The following is an 18079-nucleotide window of genomic DNA, read 5'->3' on the forward strand; positions in this document are numbered from 1 at the left end:
GAAATATAAAATTGTTATTTTCTAAAATTACACCTTTAGTATACCGCTCCTGAACAAAAATGCAAGTAGAAAGCACGAACAATCTGTTTGTAAAGATTTGATTATGAACGTAAATATCGAATGAAGAATGTTTTTTTTGATTTAAATCAGACTCAAACACGAACGAAAAAAACTTTTCTAAATGAATGTTCGTCTTTCATTCATTTGGATATACTAGTAAGGGAGAGAACATTCGCAAAAGGGGAGATGAACATGAATTGGAGACAGGAAGTCGACAATCGTAAAGATGCATTTTTAGAGGATTTAAAAGGATTATTACAAATCCCTAGCGTGCTCGATGAATCAAATGCCGCACCAAACATGCCGTTCGGGCCAGAGGTCCGAAAAGCGCTCGACTACATGTTTGAACTTGGCGAGCGAGATGGCTTTAAAACGAAAGACGTCGGTGGATATGCAGGACACCTCGAATATGGGGATGGTGAGGAAATCGTCGGGATCTTATGTCACCTGGACGTCGTTCCTGCAGGCGAAGGGTGGACGTATGGTGCGTTCAATCCGACGATTACGACAGACGGAAAAATCGTCGCTCGCGGAAGCAATGATGATAAAGGACCATCGATGGCTGCTTACTATGGTTTACGCATCGTCAAAGAACTCGGGTTACCGCTCTCGAAACGTGTCCGCCTGATTGCGGGTTGCGACGAAGAGAGCGAATGGCGCTGTGTCCGCGAATACTTTAAACAAGAACAGATGCCGACATATGGCTTCGCACCTGACGCTGACTTCCCAATCATTAACGCGGAGAAAGGGCTATATGACGGCGTGTTGACGCAACTACCGATTCAACGTGCGCCAGAGTCTGCTTATCATCTCCTCTCATTCACGAGCGGGGAGCGTCCGAACATGGTGCCTGACTTTGCGAAAGCCGAACTGAAGACAGACGAAGTGCTTGAAGAGAAGTTTGAGGCATATCTAGCAAAGTATGAAGCGGACGGGACGTGTGTATATGACCGCGGAACGTATACGTTTACCATGAAAGGGAAAGCGGCGCACGCGATGGAACCGGACAACGGGATCAATGCGGCCTATGTCCTCGCTGGATTCTTGTTGCACCTTCCTCTTGATATTCAAGGGGAGCGCTATATTGAATTCGTTCGTCACGTATTTGCCGATTCTCGTGGGATTTCGCTCGGGATTGAGGCGAGTGACGAGACGGGTGATTTGACGATCAATGGTGGTGTGTTCCGTTACAATGACGACGAGCGCACGGCTACGGTTAACATTCGCTATCCGTATACGGCGAAGTTCGAAGAACGGTTGCAAAACTTACGTGAAATCGCATTGTCGTTCGGATTTGAATTGAAGACGCGTCAACATATGCCACCACATCACGTGGCTGAAGATCATCCACTCGTGAAGACGCTTGCTAGTGTGTATGAACGTCAAACGGGGGAACATGCGAACTTGATGGCAATCGGTGGCGGGACATATGCCCGTTCGCTCGAAGCCGGTGTCGCGTTTGGTGCATTGTTCCCAGGCGCTAAAGATGTGGCGCATCAGGTCGATGAATATATGGAGATAGAAGATTTATTACGCGCGGCAGCCATTTATGCTGAAGCGATTTACGAGCTCGCTAAATAAGAAATGAGGAGAGCTGACTGATGTAGTCGGCTCTCTGTCCTTTAGGAAGGAAGTTATCATTGGATTCGCAAAAAAGATTGTTTCAATCTGTGTACGTCACCATTTTCTTCGCACAAGGGGCATTGATCCCTTATATGACTTTATATTTTTCGCAAGATCAATTTGGACTCACTCCGAGTCAGGTGGGGATTATTGTAGCCATCCTTCCGATTCTATCGATTGGGGTGCAACCACTTTGGGGAATGTTGACTGATCGGACCGGGCGGGTTCGGGCATGGCTCATTTTAGCGATGTTAAGCGCCGCTCTCATTTCGTTTACCTTTTTAGTGGCAACCTCATATATTTGGATTGTGGTGCTCATGGTGATTTGGTCTGTGTTCCAATGCGCGCACATTCCTCTCGTCGATATGATGACACTTGACTTTACGGCACGTTCGAAAGTTGACTACGGTGCGATTCGTCTATACGGATCGGCAGGTTTCGCCATTGCGGTATTCGCGATGGGACGGATTTCCGACACGACGTGGGGATTAGCCAGTACGTTCGTGTTGAGTGCGGTTCTCCTGATCATCGGAAGTGTGTTCGTTCGAATGATTCCGGAAAAGAGCTCGATTCGTGACGTCACGTTAGCCCCACTCTCATGGACGGCTGTATGGAACAGGTCGTTCTTATTCTTTCTGCTCGGGGGCATGCTCGTCTTCGGACCAATTTATGCGAACAATTATTATTTTGGGCTGTACGTGACAAATAGTGGGGGCTCGACGACATTGGTCGGAACATTATTTCTTGTCGCGGTATTGTTTGAAATCCCATTTATGAAAGTGGCGTCACAACTTGTAGAGCGCTTCGGTAGTGTTCCTGTACTCGTCGGGGCGGCAGTCATCTCAGCCGTGCGAAATGGAATCTTAGCTTTAGAACCACCGATTTGGGTCGTTTGGCTTCTCGCCATCGCACAAGGACTTGTCGTCGGACTCTTAATCCCGGTCGCGCTTCAATTCGTCCGGACACTCGTCGATCGCCAAGTTTCTTCAACGGCAATCGGCGTCTATATGGCATTGACTTCAGGACTTGCGACAGCAGGATTCAACATGTTGAGTGGTAAAATCATCGAGATTGATGACATCTTAGGTGTATTTTGGATGTATACGGTCGTCACCGCAATCGGGGCGTTTATTTGGGTTAGTATGTCACGTCGCGCTATGAAAGGATGAATGAGATGAGCACGCATTATTTTATTGCGATTCCGATCGAGGCGACTGAACTCGTCGCTGTGCAACAAGCCATCCTACCGTATTACTCGTATCGGCGGATTTATCGACCCGACGAGTTCCATTTGACGATTCAATTTTTAGGAGATATCGATGGAGAAGAACTCGATGAAGTGAAAGAAATCACACGAAGAATCTGTCAGGACATCCCGCCGTTCACCTTGACCTTTCGCACAATCGACAATTTCGGAAGAGCGGACCGTCCACGTGTCTTGACGATTGTACCTGATGCGTCAGATTCTCTTCAACGATTGGCGGTGGCGCTCCGTCAAGAGCTCGTCGAATTGATTCCAAGGCTGGACCGAAAAGCGTTTGTCCCTCATGTGACACTCGCTAAAAAGTGGGACACAGGGGAACGGATCGGTTACGTTCCACCCGAGTTCAACATAACCGAATCGGTAGAAGAGGTCGTTCTGTATGAAGTGCAGCCGAATCATACACCGTCCTATCGGGCGGTTGAAGTATTTCCGTTAAGACGGCCAGAGGAGGACATATGGCAATCCCGGTTAAAATTTTTGACGTAATTTCAAAATATGAACGTGATGTATTAGACCAATATAATCGTTATTTAGAATATGTAGAATCCGATACGGCTCGTCTGCAGCGTCTTCATGAAAACAATCGACTGAGTCCGGTCGAAGTGCTTGAAATCGACCGCCCGTGGTGGAAATTTTGGGCGAAGTCGGAACGGATTGAACTAGAACCGAAACCGCTCGCCGAGTCACAATATCAAAAGCTACTTCGAGAGCGCCGACACATTCAAAAGCTTCAGTTTGCTTGCGAAGGGGTGCTTGAGGCAGATTTACCGCATTTGGCGTTCACTCGCGATTTTGCATATCGCGTGATGCGTTCCGAATGGAATGAACGACACTTCTTCTTTTATCGTCCTGTCATTGAGTGGAACGGTGCGACCGTTGAATTAAGTCATGTCCTCGTCGGTCCGACGCATCTCTATATCGTGGAGTGGCTTGAGGGGGATCGAAGCATCTATCACATATCGAAAGAGAAGACGTGGGTTCATCAACCGCTGAAAGGGGAAAATACTCGTGTAGTGAACCCGCTCATCGCGTTGACACGAACTGAAGAACTCGTTCGTCAAATTGTACCGAACTATGCGGGTGTACTCCAAAAGGTCGTCATTGCAGCAGATGGTTACTTTGATAACGTCCCGAGCGTTCGAACGACGCATTATGTGGGACGAAATGAGTATATAGAGTGGATGAAACAAGTGAATGGACGAGCGCCGATTGTTAAAGCGCAGCAAATCCGCGATGTCGCTACATTATTAGAAGTGACTGCCAAGATGCCGTTTCGTCAATTTATGGACCAATGATTGAGAGGAAGGGACGCATATGCATCACACACCAGATCAAAAGACCGCCTCGCATATAACCATTGAGAGCGCGTCTTTCGTATCATTTGAGACTATACAACTTGAGATTGTGCGCGAATATGAATCCGTTCCAGTACAAATCGAACAGAATGGACGCCCGATCGACTACATGGTCGAACAACAACATGTGACTGAATCAGGGATGATCGAACAAATTCTACGATTATATGAACCAATATCTCTAGAGACGATGTATACGGTGTTCCACCCAGGACAAAAGACGACGGTGATCGTTCCACGAGAGATTGTGCGCTCCGAAGAGTTCGAGCGTCGGTTCTCTTATGACGGACCACTCGGTGTATCTTTTACGCCGCACGGGATGGAAGTGACGGTCTGGTCACCAGTCGCACTCTCGATGTGGATTACCGTCCATGACGACACGAACCATCGTGAACTTGAACGATTCCATATGCATCGAGGTTCTCGTGGGGAGTGGAATGGGGAAGTACCGAAAGCGTTCGAAGGAATGCTTTATCGTTTGGAAGTCAAGACGCCCGTCGATACGAGACAAGTCGTTGACCCTTATGCAAGAGCGGTTAGCTTGAACGGAGAGTACGGGGTGTTGATGGACGTGGAACGATTTGTGAATGAACAAGTCGAACAGGCTCCGCGTCCCGCTCTCTGGAAAGCGACCGATGCCGTCATCTATGAACTGCACATTCGGGACTTTACGAGCCATCCTTCGTCGAAGAGTAGACTGAAAGGTCTGTACGGAGGGGTGACGGAAAAAGGCGTTCAGACGAAGGAAGGTCATAGTGCCGGACTTGATTATTTGAAAGAACTCGGTGTGACGCATGTCCAGTTATTGCCGGTCCATGATTTTGGAAGTGTCGATGAAGCGACACGAATGCCATATAACTGGGGGTACGATCCCATTCATTGGTTCAGTCTTGAAGGCAGTTACGCCTCGAGTCCAGATGTGCCGATGAGTCGGGTGTTCGAATACGCGTCACTTGTCGCAGATCTTCATCAGGCAGGTCTTCGCGTCGTAACAGACGTCGTGATGAATCACATCTATATCCGCGAACATTCACCGCTCGAAGCGCTCGTCCCTTATTATTATTTTCGTTATGAGCATGACGGGACGGTTGCGAACGGGACCGGTGTCGGGAACGATACGGCATCGGAACGTTATATGATGCGACGGATGATTGTCGACTTCGTTTCGTATTTTGCGACGACTTACCGAGTGGACGGATTCCGTTTCGACTTGATGGGCATCCATGACGTCGAGACGATGAATCAAGTACGAGCCGCTCTCGATAAAGTTGACCCTTCTATCCTTGTGTATGGAGAAGGGTGGGACTTGGCGACACCGCTCGGTCAGTCGTTAAAGGCGACTTCACAAAATGCTGCCCGAATGCCTCGAATCGGGCACTTTAACGATATGATTCGAGATGCCCTGAAAGGCTCGACCTTCAATGACCGGGAACGCGGATTCATATCAGGAAATGAGTGGCGAGAATGGGAACTACGTGAGTGCCTCACCGGAGCCGTCCATATCCCGAACGTGACGGTCGGACGGTTCCCGAGCCCGACCTATTCCATCAACTATGCCGAAGCACATGACAATTACACGATTTATGATAAATTACAGTTGTCTTGCGAAGGAATTGATGAAGAAACGCGCCTCGCGATGCAACGACTAGCCAATGCGGTCGTCATCACGTCCCAAGGAATCCCGTTTATCCATGCGGGTCAAGAGTTCGGTCGAACAAAGCATGGTGTTGAGAATAGCTATAACTCACCAGACCATATCAATCACTTTGATTGGGATTTACGCGATGCGCGAATGAATGAGATCGAGTATGTGAAGACGCTTTTGAAACTGCGACGACTGCATACATGTTTCCGCTACGATTCTCGTCAAGAGGTCATCGACCATTTCACATTCCTACCGTCGCCGCCTGGCGTCATTATTTACGAACTGACGGCAAGTCACTCGTATGATGCATGGCAGCGAGTACGTGTATATGTGAATGGAACGTTTGAAAATCTATCCTTTGAGAGCGATGCGAAATGGAACGTTTACGTGCAAGGGAAAACGGCCAGCCTCGTTCCACTCGAAAGAAACCCGTCACACATTCAAGCCGAGTCGTTGTCAATGACGATTCTCGCGTGTTAAGATGTTGATTGTATCTCTTTAATTTCAAGTAAGATTTGAGCGTGATGAATATGTATTCAGATATAGTCGGTGCGCTCGGTAAAGAGTGGACAGTCGCTTCTGCCGGAGGTATTACGGGCGAAGCGTATGTAGCGACGACGCGCCAACAGAAGATTTTTGTGAAACGGAACTCTTCTCCATTCTTGGCGATTCTTTCAGCAGAAGGAATTGTTCCGAAACTTCTTTGGACAAAGCGGATGTTTAACGGGGACGTATTAAGTGCCCAACAATTCATAGAGAGCCGCGAACTTTCACCAGAAGATATGAAGCGACCAGATGTCGCGGCACAACTCGGAAAGATTCATGATTCGAAAGAGCTATTATTCATGTTACAACAATTAAATCACACACCGATGACGCCGCATCTATTGCTCCGTCAGTGTGAGGCATATGAACAAGATGAGACGGACCCGACGATTGGTGAAGCGATTCAATGGTTAAAACACCATTTACCGAAAGTCGACGAGCAGGAATTTGTCGTATGTCACTCTGATTTAAATCATAACAATTGGATTGAAGATGAAAACGGTCTTCTCTATTTGACGGATTGGGATGATGCCATCATCGCGGACCGTGCGTTTGATTTGGCGATGGTAGTCTATAGCTATGTCGAAGAAGCGGAATGGGAGCGTTGGTTCACGCATTATGGAGTTGAGGTTTCGAGTGAGCTTCATAATCGAATGCATTGGTATGCGATTGCCCAGACGATTTTAACAATCTATGGGGAGCAGAACGATGCAGCGCGAACAGAAGGTTTTCATGTATTACGCGAATTGATCGACGAGGCGTATGAACGAATCAATTAAAAGGGATGGCTGTGCGCCACCCCTTTTTGAATGTGTTTAAATGTCGTCTGGATTCATGAAGTAAGCCCAAACGAACGTTGCGATGACGCCTGCGAAAAACGTAAGTGGAGCCGCATAAAAAATAAGGAATTGATCTAATGTACTCATCGTATATAACCTCCTTGTGAAGGATGATTCACGTTCATTAAACTATGATTTCGTGTATAATCGCAAGAGGACTGCTCGTACGTAACGTGCATATTCCCATTAAACTTGAACATTTGATGAACGAAAGGTAGGATTTTCATGCGTTTACGACATAAGCCTTGGGCAAAAGAATATATGGAAGCCCAAGAACACGTATTTATTCAACATCCTGAACAACTGAAAGGGAAGTGGGGCGAAGAGTTTGGCAATGATCACCCACTCTTTATCGAAGTCGGTTCAGGGAAAGGCCAATTCATTTTAGGAATGGCGAAACAACATCCGGACGTGAACTTTATCGCAATCGAACTATTTGAAAGCGTAGCCGTCTCAATCGTTCAAAAGCTCGTCGAAACACCGATGCCGAACGTGAGAGTGTTGACGGTTGATGCGAAACGACTTGTCGATTATTTCGAAGCAGGAGAAGTCGACCGCGTATACTTAAACTTCTCAGACCCATGGCCGAAGACACGCCATGCGAAACGTCGCTTGACGTATAAGACATTTTTAGCGACATATGAGGCGATTCTTCCGAAAGCAGGGGAGATTCATTTCAAGACGGACAACCGCGGACTCTTTGAATATTCTCTTCAAAGCATGAGCCAATACGGGATGTTCTTCACAGAAATTTCACTTGATTTGCATAAAAATGAACCAGAAGATAATATTCGAACAGAGTATGAAGAGCGCTTTAGCGCACTCGGTCAGCCAATCTATCGAATGGAAGCTGTATTCCGTCCGAAAAATTGACACGCTTTTTTCTTATTTTAATAGTATTTTCTTCACACTTTTTTCTTTCTTCTTGGTACAATAGGAATGACGCTAAACTGGAATAAGAGAAGGGGGAACATGGGGATGTTGAAAAAAGCATGGGCAAGCCTGCTTGCAGTAATCTTCATTCTAACAATCGCACCAATGAATACCTCAGCGAACGAAGCGTTCTTAGACGCACTCGAAGAGGATTTGAAAGCGACGCATTACGATTATAAAGAAGGAACAGCTGAAATCATCAAAGAAGAGACGCTTCGCCATTCAAATGGCAACGAAGTGATTGCGGCTGTCGTAGAACTCGATACGATTCGTGATGGGATCTTCATCACACGTAAAACCGAGTACCATTACTTTGATGCGACAGACAACAAGATCCTCTCATCAGCAGACCTCGTAGAAGTTGAAGGAGCAGCCGAATTCGCAGATGCGAACATCGATATGCTCGGTCATGAAATTGTCTACTGGTTGCCGGTATTGGTATTGCTTCTATTGATTGCGATTCCAGCACTCATTTTGTTCTTGGTCGTACCACGTTTCTATTCAACAAGCTCATATATGAACGCTGTATATGAAAAGAATGACAACCCACGTTAAGACATAAAAGCACCCCGTTCTCCTGAACGGGGTGCTTTTTCACTGTTGCTTCAACTGTTCGACGATGTCTGTGAGAGACATGTCATTTCCTGAGGAGACCGAAGCGATGAAGGCACTTTCGACAATCGGACCGTCGAAAAATGCGACCTCTTTACTTCCTTCGTACATATCGATGGCGAGTTCGGCATTCATCGTCGCCGAACCGATATCGCTGAGAAGAAGCGCTTCCCCTTCGACTTGGTCGAGTGCCGCTAAGATGCGGGTGACGTCTGTTCCAATCGAACCGTCTTCGAGACCGCCAGCTAAATGAATGGGGACGGATGGCGCCATCTCCTTCATGAGGTCTTGGATACCTTCCGCAATTTTTGCACTATGCGAGACGATAATCAATTCAACGATGTCAATCGACCTCCTTCATAATCGCGGCTAACAGAATCGAACTGGATAGTGCGCCCGGGTCGACCGTTCCACGCGAATTCTCACCGAAATAAGAAGCCCGACCTTTCGTTGCCACCATATCTTCCGTTTTTTGAACGAGTTCGTCTAACTGTTGTTTGTAGTCGTCCCCTTGTTTTACATGTTCAAGGAACGGGTCCCAGACATCGACCATCGTTTTTTGACCGACTTCTGACTTTCCTCGCGCTTTAATCGAATTGGAACCTTCTTGGAGTGCTTCTTTGAGAAGGTCAAAGTCAGCTTCGGTCGCATCCCCGAACTTGGTCGCCATCTTGACGAAAGCAGAACCATATAATGGACCAGCCGCACCGCCGACTTTTGACATAAGTGTCATACCAACTTTTTTACTGAGGGCACCAAGGGAGTCATACTCCTCATCTAAAATGGAAGAGACCGCGTCGAAACCACGCGACATATTAATACCGTGATCTCCATCCCCGATGGCCCGGTCTAAATCTGTCAGCGTGTCTTTCTGGTCTTCAATCCCAACTTGCGTGTCGCGTAACGCTTGCTTCATCCGATCAATCGTCAACATAAACCAAACACCTCATTCATCAAAGTTTAAATCCAAGTGCTTCCGATGGCGCATCTAGGTAACTGGTCATCTCATCATCAAGCGGTAATAGAGTAATCGAGAATCCGTGCATCTCGAGTGATGTCATATAGTTACCGACATATTTCCGTTTCAGCGTATATCCTGCAGCTTCAAGTTTTTGAGCGACGAAATGGTATGTCACGTATAGTTCAGATAGTGGGGTTCCGCCCATTCCATTTACCATGACGGCTACTTCACCAGGCTCAACTTCTTTTTTCAAATGGCTGAGAAGATCATCGACGATTTGGTCGACATCGCTCGTCGGTTTACGTTCGACACCGCGCTCCCCATGAATCCCGATCCCGATTTCCATCTCTTCCTCGTTCAAGTCGAAACCAGGCTTTCCACTCACTGGCATATAGCAAGGCTCTACCGCCATCCCCATCGAGCGGACATGTGAAGCGACCTTTTCAGCAATCGATTTAACTTCCTCGAGTGATTTACCGCTAGCGGCGGCGGCACCTGCGATTTTATGAACAAAGACGGTACCGGCAACACCACGACGGTCTTCCTTATTTGAAATCGCGACATCATCAGCGACGACGACATGGTCGACTTTGATTCCATCTCCTTCAGCCAGCTCAGCGGCGAGTTCGAAGTTCATAACATCCCCCGAGTAATTTTTCACGATCAACAAGACCCCGTTGCCACCGTCAGCTGCTTTGATTCCTTCAAGCACCATATCTGGAGTAGGGGATGTAAAGACTTCTCCGCAAACTGCCGCATCGAGCATGCCGTCTCCGACATAGCCAGCGTGTGCGGGTTCGTGTCCGCTACCGCCACCTGAGACGAGGCCGACCTTACCAGATTTCGCTCCGTTTGCCCGACAGATGACATTGACACCTTCAACACGACCATACAGTTCAGGATGGGCATGGACCATTCCTTCTACCATTTGCGATACGAGTTCACTTGCCTCACCGATTAGCTTTTTCACGCGAGATCACTCCTTTTTTAAATTGAAAACTACCAATTTCAATTTTCCACTCTTTCGCGGTAACTAAACAAAAAAACCGACGAATCATTCGTCGGTTTCGTGTCATGCATATTCGAGTAAAGCGCCAGTCTCAGAGTCGACTGTGAACTCATACGTTTTCTCTTCATCGTTCTCAAGAACTGAGATTCCACCTTTGTAGACATCGTATTCACGACCGTCGTACGTGTAAATCTCAGGTGATGCCGAAATCCATGCCCCTTGGACATGACCTTTCGCTGAGAAAGCACGTTTTGTATATTCCAACGCGTTTTCTGCAGATAAGCTACGTTCATCTAAAGCCTTTTTCGTCATAAGTGCGGCAATGACGGCAACCCCGATTCCAATAAACCAATACCTTTTTTTCATATGACTACCTCCCCTTGAACTATGGCTATCATGTACATCGTACCAAAACCTGTACCCGAATGGAATGAAAAGCATTCGCATCCTGTCAAAACTTTTGTATATAATGAGACAAGAACGGTTAAGAAGGGATGATAAAAGATGGATCAAAAGACGAGAGATTTATTCAAGACGTTAACAGAACTACCAGGAGCTCCTGGGTTCGAGTCAGAAGTTCGTCAGTTCGTTCGTGGACGAATCGAACCACATTCAGATGAAATCGTCACGGATGGCATCGGATCAATTTTTGGGAAACGTGTCGGGGACGAAGCGGGACCTAAAGTAATGGTAGCTGGTCACATGGATGAGGTTGCCTTCATGGTGACGCGTATCACGGAAAACGGAATGCTATACATACAACCGCTCGGCGGCTGGTGGAGCCAAGTGCTCATGGCACAACGCTTTGACATCATCACATCGAACGGGAAAATTCCAGGCGTCGTCGCTTCGACACCGCCTCACTTACTCGGATCAGATGCGATGAGTAAACCGATGGACATCAAACAAATGTTCATCGATATCGGAGCCGATTCAAAAGAAGAGGCGGAATCATGGGGAGTGCGTCCAGGAGTTCCTGCGGTACCATCGAGCGCATTCACACCACTTCACCACCCGAAAAAGATTATGGCGAAAGCATGGGACAACCGTTACGGGGTCGGTCTTGCTGTCGAATTGTTAGAAGAGACGACTAAAGCGGACCATCCGAACATTTTATTCTCGGGCGCCACAGTACAAGAAGAAGTCGGATTGCGTGGAGCGCAGACGGCATCTGAATTGATTCAACCAGATGTTGCACTCGTTCTCGATGCTTCACCAGCGAACGACGCTTCAGGAAGCAAGACGGAATTTGGACAGCTCGGTGAGGGTGCATTGATTCGAATTTTAGATCGGGTCATGGTCATGTCGCCTGAGATGCGTGACTTCTTGCTCGACACGGCTTCTGACGAAAATATTAAAACTCAATACTTCGTCTCGCCAGGTGGTACGGATGCAGGGCGTGTGCATATGAGCGGTGAAGGTGTTCCGACTGCCGTCATCGGTGTCGCATCACGTTACATTCATACACATGCTTCCATTCTTCATACAGACGATTACGATGCGGCGAAAGCGTTACTCAAAGCGTTGGTCAAACGACTTGACCGTTCGACGCTCGAAACGCTTCGTCCTTCCCGATAATTTGAACGTGCCGTTCACTCATGGTCATGAGTGGACGGTTTTTTGTGTAGTTGTTCTTGCTATTTCAAGAAAACGCCTTATACTGATAGAGGTGTTTATACACGTTATTTACTGATGACAAGACACCTGTATCAATGTAGGGAGGATATGACATGTTTAAGAAAAAAGGAATCTCACTTAGCCCGTCTGTTTATTTCGTGACGGCTCTTAGTTATATGGCGCTAGGATTGTTCAGCACGTTGATTATTGGTCTGATTATGAAAACGATTGGTGGACAACTTGACAGGACGGCGCTCGCCGGAGTAAGCGGCACGCTCATTCAAATTGGAGAAGTCGCGATGAGCCTGACGGGTCCTGCCATCGGGATTGCGATTGCGTACGCTCTTGAGGCACCGCCTCTTATTTTGTTTTCTGCACTCGTTGTCGGCACGTTTGGATATGAGTTTGGACCTGCTGGAAGTTACGTTGCCACACTTTTAGCAGTGGAGGTATCAAAACTTGTGTCGAAATCGACGAAGCTTGATATCTTGGTGACGCCATTTACGACAATCGCAGTCGGTTTCTTTACCGCCACATATATCGGAAAATATGTCGGGTTGTTCATGACGCAGCTCGGCAGTTGGATTGAATGGGGGACTGAGCAACAACCGTTGTTCATGGGAGTCGTCGTGGCGACACTCATGGGGTTGGCATTGACCGCACCGATTTCAAGTGCTGCCATCGCTTTAATGCTTGGATTGAACGGTATTGCGGCTGGTGCCGCGACGGTCGGATGTGCGGCTCAGATGATTGGATTTGCGATTACGAGTTATCGTGATAACGGAGTCGGTGGGGCGATTGCCCAAGGTATTGGCACATCGATGCTTCAAGTCGGGAATATCGTGAAAAATCCGTGGATTCTTTTACCGCCAACGCTGGCTGGAGCGGTTTTAGCACCTATTGCCATTTTATTGTTTAACCTAGAAAGTGTGGCAGCTGGTGCAGGGATGGGAACGAGCGGACTTGTCGGTCCGATTGTGATGCTTGAAACGATGGGCTTTAGTTGGTATACACTCATGGTTGTCCTCGGGTTCTTGATCATCGGACCTGCTTTGTTAAGTTATGCGGTCTATGCTGTATTGACAAGGACTGGGCGAATTCAGCCGAATGACATGAAAATTGACTATTAAAAAGAGCGCCGTTTGTAGAAAACGGCGCTCTTTCGTTGTCATCCGATTCCGAAAAATACTTTGACGGAATCTACCGTTTCGCGGGGCACACGGAAGCTAATGAGGAACAGTAAGAGAACAATCACGTAGATTGGGATTAAATATCGTTTTCGTACAATCGGTAAGTGTCGAGCTAGTTGCTTGAGCCACTTCTCGAGAACATAAATGACGGCAAAGCCGACAACAAGCCAAATCAAAATTTCAAGTCTCGTCTTATCCGTATCAATAAACAAATATCCATAGCGCAAAATGGCGAGCATACCGAAAACGCCTACCATCTGTTCGAGCGGATGTTTCATTTCAGGGTTTAATTTTTCTCGTGTCAATTTCATTTGGTTTCACCTGTTTCAACTAGTTTCGGCTTTGATTATAACAAACAGCAGAGCAGAATGTGTGACTAGACTTATGCTATTATAAGTGAGGAAAAAACGAACAGGAGTGGTCAATCATGAAACAACTATCAACAACGACAGAATATATGGAAGCGAAAGAAGCGAAAAGTATTTTCATGTTCTCGGCAACATGGTGTGGGGATTGCCGTTTCCTCGACCCGTTCATGCCAGAAATCGAACAGAAATTTGAAGACTGGACGTTTTATTACGTCGATCGTGACGAGTTTATGGAACTCGCGCAAGATCTTGATATTTTCGGAATCCCAAGCTTTGTCGCATTTGAAAACGGTAAAGAAATTGATCGGTACGTCGGTCGTGAACGCAAAACACCAGAACAGGTCGAAGCCTTTTTGAACGGATTAGGGTGACCTTTATGGAACGGAATGAATTGAGACGCTATTTAGAGGCGAATTTTAAAGAGGATTATCGCACATCATACGACCGTGAGAATGAGGTGTTGCGCGTCGAACGAAAATCAGACCGTTTCGGTGTGAATATTCGTCTCGCGCCGATTGTCGCAAAAGCGAAAACGCGAGGCAAAGTGGCTGTCGATGAAGTAATCGAGTACATCGAGTCGGCAATGAAGGCAGATGATGATATTTCACTCGCCGGAAAGTTAGATGCGATCTATCCAGTCATTCGTTCGAACTCGTTTGCTAAAACGACGAAAAGCGGTGAACCGCTTATTTTTACTCCTCATACGGCGGAAACGGCCATCTTTTATGCATTAGATCGTGGAAATGGTTATCGTTTAATCGAGGAAAAACATGTATCAGGTGAGCTGAACCTTGAGACGATTGAGCGCATCGCTCGTGAGAATGTCAAAAAACTCCCGACCGAGATGAAGCAAGATGAGGTTGCCGGAAACCCGTTTTACTTTTTGTCGACGCGAGACGGCTATGAGGCGTCGCGTATCTTAAATGATGACTTTCTTCGAATGATGGAGCGTCGAGTCGAAGGGGACATGCTCGTCGGTGTTCCGCATCAGGATGTCATGATTATCGCTGATATCCGAAACGACCAAGGCTATGATGCGATGCAACAATTGATGTTTGATTTCTTTACGAATGGTCGTGTCCCGGTGACTGCACTCGCCTTTCATTATGAGGCAGGGCAACTTGAACCGATTTTTATTGTCGGAAAAAAGACCCCGCCATCGAACACATAATCTGATAAAATAAGTGAGATGAGTTTGAAAGAAGGGACGTAGGAACGTATGCAAATGAATGTGTTTTATAACCAAGAAGGAATCGGCGATGTACTCATGGTGTTATTAAAAGAGGGAGAACGTCACCATCAATCTGTAGAGCGGACAGGTGACGTGGCCATCGTCAAGTCTGAAGACGGAAGCGTCAACGGATACAACTTGTTCCAAGCAAGTGAGCACTTTGACGTCACAGGTTGGAACGGACCAGTTGATTTGACAACAGAATTGGTTGAACAGATTCGAACTGTTTTGAAAAAACATGGAATTGAAGAAGACTTCTCATGGGTAGATGTGACACCGAAGTTTGTCGTTGGGTATGTCGAAAGTGCGGAAAAACATCCGGATGCTGACAAGTTGTCGGTTTGCCAAGTTCAAATCGACCAAGGCACAGTTCAAATCGTGTGTGGAGCACCAAACGTGGCGACGGGACAAAAGGTAGTCGTAGCAAAACCAGGAGCGGTTATGCCGACCGGTTTGATTATTCGTCCGTCCGCACTTCGTGGGGAGAGCTCGCATGGCATGATTTGTTCGGCGAGTGAATTAAATCTTCCGAATGCCCCGCAAGAAAAAGGAATTTTAGTATTAGATAACGAATATGAAGTAGGTACAGCATTTGAAATCGGTCGCTAAACTCGACCGATTTTTTGTTAAATATGGATTGAGTGAAAAAGCGAGGAATCAAGTATGGATGCATATGAACGTTCACTGAAACAACAAGCAGATCGAATCAAACGAGAGCTTTCAAGAGAAGGACAGACGGTCTCACCACCCCCGAAGGTAGATATCACAGATGAATTCATCCCGACTGATGTCCCTTCACCGATTTACGGATATGCTCGTCCAAAACCGAAGATTGTACTACCGGTCGAGCATTCTCCTGAAACGAGAGAACCGTTCGAAATGAGCACAGAGCCTGAAGTGGTCTTGACAGAAGAGTCACTTCAAGAGGATGAGAACGAATCGAGCCCTATTCCTGGAGTAGAGGACGAACATGTCGAAGAAATTTCCGAGGAAACAATCGAAGAAGAAAAATCAATTCTCGGTCAGGTTTCGATTCTAGATAACGGTTTTTCGTCCGTCTTTATGCAATCGACGGATCTCTCCGGATCGAAAAAAGAAGAAGTCGTGGAAGTTCATCAACATGCAGCGCCAGGTGAAGATTTAGACATCGACGGGTCTGTAGAACAAATCGGGGAATCGATTGAGCAGATTGCAGAAAAATTACAAACGCCATCTGAACAACAAGAATTACCGGTTGACACCGATTTGACACCGGCTGTTCACGTTTCGTTTAAAGCCGATCAACCGCCTGTAAACGTGATGATGACGCCAAAAGATCGCATGGCGATGTACCGTAGCCGACGACTTGCACAAAAAAACAATAATCTGTAATAGCACGACTCAGTGAGTTTTGCTATAATGACAAAGGTTTGTCGCATTTTGACGAGCCGCAATGAATTAGGGGGGCTATTTACAGATGAACCGTTATCACTTCGTCGGAATTAAAGGAACGGGCATGAGTCCTTTAGCTCAAATTTTATTTGATATGAATAATGAGGTCCGTGGATCGGACGTTGAAAAAGCATTTTTTACAGAAGAAGCATTGAAACGCAAAGGGATTGAAATTTTGCCATTCGACCCTGAAAATATTTCTGAAGATCAAATCGTCGTACAAGGAAACGCGTTCAGCGACGATCATCCAGAAATCGTACGCGCGCGTGAACTTGGATTAACGATTTATAAGTACTACGAGTTTTTAGGTGAGCTCGCAAACCATTACACAAGTGTCGCCATTACGGGGTCACACGGTAAAACATCGACAACTGGGTTGCTTGCACACGTCATGCGTGGAATCGAGCCGACATCATTCTTGATCGGTGATGGGACAGGTGAAGGTGTCGCTGATTCGAAGAACTTTGTCTTCGAGGCTTGCGAATATAAGCGTCACTTCTTATATTACAGTCCAGACTATGCCATCATGACGAATATCGACTTCGACCATTCAGACTATTTCTCTGGTCTAGACGATGTCATTGATGCGTTCCAGGAGATGGCGAAGCAAGTGAAGAAAGGTATCATTGCCTGTGGCGATGATGAAAACCTTCAGCACATTCAAGCGAACGTTCCACTCGTCTATTATGGATTCGGAACGCATAACGATTTTCGTGCGGAAAACGTTACGTCGACAGAAAACGGAACGACGTTTGACGTCTTCTTACGTGACGATTTCTATGGAACATTCCGCATTCCTGGATACGGCGACCATAGCGTGTTGAACGCTCTTGCTGTAATCGCTACGTGTGATTATGAGAACTTACCAAAAGAGTTGGTAAAAGAACGTCTTGCATCATTCAACGGGGTGAAGCGTCGTTTTAGTGAATCAACGCTTAACAATCAAGTACTCGTTGACGATTATGCACACCATCCACGTGAGATTAGTGCAACGGTCGAAGCGGCTCGGAAGAAGTATGGAGAGCGGGAAGTTGTTGCGATTTTCCAACCGCATACGTACACACGTCTAAAATCATTCATGGATGACTTTGCAACGGCATTGGCTGAAGCAGACACGGTCTATCTTTGTGATATTTTCGGTTCAGCACGTGAACAAGAAGGGACTGTCACAATCGAGGACCTTCAGTCACGAATCGACGGTGCACATATTTTGAAACGTGGTGGCACAAGTGTCTTACGTAACCATGACAAGGCAGTACTTTTGTTCATGGGTGCGGGTGATATCCAAACGTATCAACGTGAATATGAAGAAATCGTAAAACTTGAAGCATAAGACAGGGGAGGGACGAATGTCTCTCCTTTTTTATGTTTAGCGATCCAAAATCTCGGTAATAG

21 protein-coding genes are annotated in these 18079 nt (G+C 46.7%); 15 read left to right on the plus strand and 6 right to left on the minus strand.

Features of this window, described 5'->3' with window-relative positions:
- Positions 1-252: 252 nt before the first annotated feature.
- From pepV to KNO85_RS04275, 6 genes are read left to right on the plus strand one after another with little or no spacing between them, the layout of a single operon-like run.
- Entirely contained in the window at positions 253-1641 is a 1389-nt protein-coding gene (pepV, locus tag KNO85_RS04250) for a dipeptidase PepV (protein ID WP_371816646.1), read from the plus strand.
- 59 nt (positions 1642-1700) lie between these two features.
- Positions 1701-2852, plus strand: coding sequence for an MFS transporter (locus tag KNO85_RS04255; protein ID WP_214787228.1), 1152 nt, complete (start codon positions 1701-1703; stop codon positions 2850-2852).
- Positions 2853-2857: 5 nt separating this feature from the next.
- On the plus strand, positions 2858-3433 hold the full coding sequence (gene thpR / locus KNO85_RS04260; RefSeq protein WP_214787230.1) for an RNA 2',3'-cyclic phosphodiesterase: 576 nt from the start codon (positions 2858-2860) through the stop codon (positions 3431-3433).
- Positions 3403-4242, plus strand: coding sequence for an NERD domain-containing protein (locus KNO85_RS04265; protein WP_214787232.1), 840 nt, complete (start codon positions 3403-3405; stop codon positions 4240-4242). Before thpR ends, KNO85_RS04265 begins: the two co-directional genes overlap by 31 nt.
- A gap of 19 nt (positions 4243-4261) precedes the next feature.
- Complete coding sequence (gene pulA / locus KNO85_RS04270; protein WP_214787234.1) at positions 4262-6427, plus strand: type I pullulanase; 2166 nt, start codon at positions 4262-4264, stop codon at positions 6425-6427.
- A gap of 50 nt (positions 6428-6477) precedes the next feature.
- On the plus strand, positions 6478-7272 hold the full coding sequence (locus tag KNO85_RS04275) for a phosphotransferase family protein (RefSeq protein WP_214789798.1): 795 nt from the start codon (positions 6478-6480) through the stop codon (positions 7270-7272).
- Positions 7273-7308: 36 nt separating this feature from the next.
- On the opposite strand, the gene KNO85_RS15015 is transcribed toward KNO85_RS04275, so the two are convergent.
- Positions 7309-7419 (minus strand): hypothetical protein, encoded by a 111-nt coding sequence (locus KNO85_RS15015; RefSeq protein WP_012726769.1) that lies wholly within the window; start codon positions 7417-7419, stop codon positions 7309-7311.
- A gap of 138 nt (positions 7420-7557) precedes the next feature.
- Between KNO85_RS15015 and trmB the strand changes: the two genes are divergently transcribed.
- Both trmB and KNO85_RS04285 read left to right on the plus strand, forming a co-directional pair.
- Positions 7558-8205, plus strand: coding sequence for a tRNA (guanosine(46)-N7)-methyltransferase TrmB (trmB, locus tag KNO85_RS04280; protein ID WP_214787236.1), 648 nt, complete (start codon positions 7558-7560; stop codon positions 8203-8205).
- 105 nt (positions 8206-8310) lie between these two features.
- Complete coding sequence (locus tag KNO85_RS04285; RefSeq protein ID WP_251126055.1) at positions 8311-8820, plus strand: hypothetical protein; 510 nt, start codon at positions 8311-8313, stop codon at positions 8818-8820.
- A 39-nt stretch (positions 8821-8859) separates the two neighbouring features.
- Here the strand turns inward: KNO85_RS04285 and dhaM are convergent, their stop codons facing one another.
- The 4 genes from dhaM to KNO85_RS04305 form a co-directional block, all read right to left on the minus strand.
- Entirely contained in the window at positions 8860-9210 is a 351-nt protein-coding gene (dhaM, locus tag KNO85_RS04290) for a dihydroxyacetone kinase phosphoryl donor subunit DhaM (RefSeq protein ID WP_256441814.1), read from the minus strand.
- 10 nt (positions 9211-9220) lie between these two features.
- On the minus strand, positions 9221-9811 hold the full coding sequence (gene dhaL / locus KNO85_RS04295) for a dihydroxyacetone kinase subunit DhaL (protein ID WP_214746384.1): 591 nt from the start codon (positions 9809-9811) through the stop codon (positions 9221-9223).
- Between the two features lie 19 nt (positions 9812-9830).
- A complete protein-coding gene (dhaK, locus tag KNO85_RS04300) occupies positions 9831-10808 on the minus strand; it encodes a dihydroxyacetone kinase subunit DhaK (protein ID WP_214787238.1) in 978 nt (325 codons plus the stop codon).
- 102 nt (positions 10809-10910) lie between these two features.
- Positions 10911-11213 (minus strand): PepSY domain-containing protein, encoded by a 303-nt coding sequence (locus KNO85_RS04305; RefSeq protein ID WP_012726763.1) that lies wholly within the window; start codon positions 11211-11213, stop codon positions 10911-10913.
- Between the two features lie 138 nt (positions 11214-11351).
- Between KNO85_RS04305 and KNO85_RS04310 the strand changes: the two genes are divergently transcribed.
- Positions 11352-12425, plus strand: a complete 1074-nt coding sequence (locus KNO85_RS04310) for a M42 family metallopeptidase (protein ID WP_214787240.1) — start codon at positions 11352-11354, stop codon at positions 12423-12425.
- A gap of 152 nt (positions 12426-12577) precedes the next feature.
- The gene (locus KNO85_RS04315; protein WP_214787242.1) at positions 12578-13594 is read left to right on the plus strand and encodes a PTS sugar transporter subunit IIC; all 1017 of its coding nucleotides are present in this window, start codon (positions 12578-12580) and stop codon (positions 13592-13594) included.
- 38 nt (positions 13595-13632) lie between these two features.
- Here the strand turns inward: KNO85_RS04315 and KNO85_RS04320 are convergent, their stop codons facing one another.
- Positions 13633-13965: a hypothetical protein gene (locus tag KNO85_RS04320; protein ID WP_214787245.1), complete on the minus strand. Its 333-nt coding sequence runs from the start codon at positions 13963-13965 to the stop codon at positions 13633-13635.
- A gap of 116 nt (positions 13966-14081) precedes the next feature.
- Here KNO85_RS04320 and KNO85_RS04325 point away from each other — a divergent pair, with 116 nt between their 5' ends.
- From KNO85_RS04325 to murC, 5 genes are all read left to right on the plus strand, one after another.
- Positions 14082-14393, plus strand: a complete 312-nt coding sequence (locus tag KNO85_RS04325; RefSeq protein WP_214787247.1) for a thioredoxin family protein — start codon at positions 14082-14084, stop codon at positions 14391-14393.
- Positions 14394-14398: 5 nt separating this feature from the next.
- Positions 14399-15193, plus strand: a complete 795-nt coding sequence (locus KNO85_RS04330; RefSeq protein WP_214787249.1) for a DUF1444 family protein — start codon at positions 14399-14401, stop codon at positions 15191-15193.
- 54 nt (positions 15194-15247) lie between these two features.
- Entirely contained in the window at positions 15248-15862 is a 615-nt protein-coding gene (ytpR, locus tag KNO85_RS04335; protein WP_214789802.1) for a YtpR family tRNA-binding protein, read from the plus strand.
- A 54-nt stretch (positions 15863-15916) separates the two neighbouring features.
- Positions 15917-16624 (plus strand): hypothetical protein, encoded by a 708-nt coding sequence (locus KNO85_RS04340; protein ID WP_214787251.1) that lies wholly within the window; start codon positions 15917-15919, stop codon positions 16622-16624.
- A gap of 85 nt (positions 16625-16709) precedes the next feature.
- Positions 16710-18017, plus strand: a complete 1308-nt coding sequence (gene murC, locus KNO85_RS04345) for a UDP-N-acetylmuramate--L-alanine ligase (RefSeq protein WP_214787253.1) — start codon at positions 16710-16712, stop codon at positions 18015-18017.
- Positions 18018-18079: the final 62 nt, after the last annotated feature.

It is taken from the genome of Exiguobacterium sp. s124 (genome assembly GCF_018617485.1).
Classification (GTDB): Bacteria; Bacillota; Bacilli; order Exiguobacteriales; family Exiguobacteriaceae; genus Exiguobacterium; species Exiguobacterium aestuarii.

Coding starts and splice junctions, on each gene's coding strand:
- pepV (WP_371816646.1), top strand. CDS start 253: ATGAATTGGAGACAGGAAGTCGACAATCGTAAAGATGCATTTTTAGAG.
- thpR (WP_214787230.1), top strand. CDS start 2,858: ATGAGCACGCATTATTTTATTGCGATTCCGATCGAGGCGACTGAACTC.
- KNO85_RS04265 (WP_214787232.1), top strand. CDS start 3,403: ATGGCAATCCCGGTTAAAATTTTTGACGTAATTTCAAAATATGAACGT.
- pulA (WP_214787234.1), top strand. CDS start 4,262: ATGCATCACACACCAGATCAAAAGACCGCCTCGCATATAACCATTGAG.
- KNO85_RS04275 (WP_214789798.1), top strand. CDS start 6,478: ATGTATTCAGATATAGTCGGTGCGCTCGGTAAAGAGTGGACAGTCGCT.
- KNO85_RS15015 (WP_012726769.1), bottom strand. CDS start 7,419: ATGAGTACATTAGATCAATTCCTTATTTTTTATGCGGCTCCACTTACG.
- trmB (WP_214787236.1), top strand. CDS start 7,558: ATGCGTTTACGACATAAGCCTTGGGCAAAAGAATATATGGAAGCCCAA.
- KNO85_RS04285 (WP_251126055.1), top strand. CDS start 8,311: ATGTTGAAAAAAGCATGGGCAAGCCTGCTTGCAGTAATCTTCATTCTA.
- dhaL (WP_214746384.1), bottom strand. CDS start 9,811: ATGTTGACGATTGATCGGATGAAGCAAGCGTTACGCGACACGCAAGTT.
- KNO85_RS04305 (WP_012726763.1), bottom strand. CDS start 11,213: ATGAAAAAAAGGTATTGGTTTATTGGAATCGGGGTTGCCGTCATTGCC.
- KNO85_RS04310 (WP_214787240.1), top strand. CDS start 11,352: ATGGATCAAAAGACGAGAGATTTATTCAAGACGTTAACAGAACTACCA.
- KNO85_RS04315 (WP_214787242.1), top strand. CDS start 12,578: ATGTTTAAGAAAAAAGGAATCTCACTTAGCCCGTCTGTTTATTTCGTG.
- KNO85_RS04320 (WP_214787245.1), bottom strand. CDS start 13,965: ATGAAATTGACACGAGAAAAATTAAACCCTGAAATGAAACATCCGCTC.
- KNO85_RS04325 (WP_214787247.1), top strand. CDS start 14,082: ATGAAACAACTATCAACAACGACAGAATATATGGAAGCGAAAGAAGCG.
- KNO85_RS04330 (WP_214787249.1), top strand. CDS start 14,399: ATGGAACGGAATGAATTGAGACGCTATTTAGAGGCGAATTTTAAAGAG.
- ytpR (WP_214789802.1), top strand. CDS start 15,248: ATGAATGTGTTTTATAACCAAGAAGGAATCGGCGATGTACTCATGGTG.
- KNO85_RS04340 (WP_214787251.1), top strand. CDS start 15,917: ATGGATGCATATGAACGTTCACTGAAACAACAAGCAGATCGAATCAAA.
- murC (WP_214787253.1), top strand. CDS start 16,710: ATGAACCGTTATCACTTCGTCGGAATTAAAGGAACGGGCATGAGTCCT.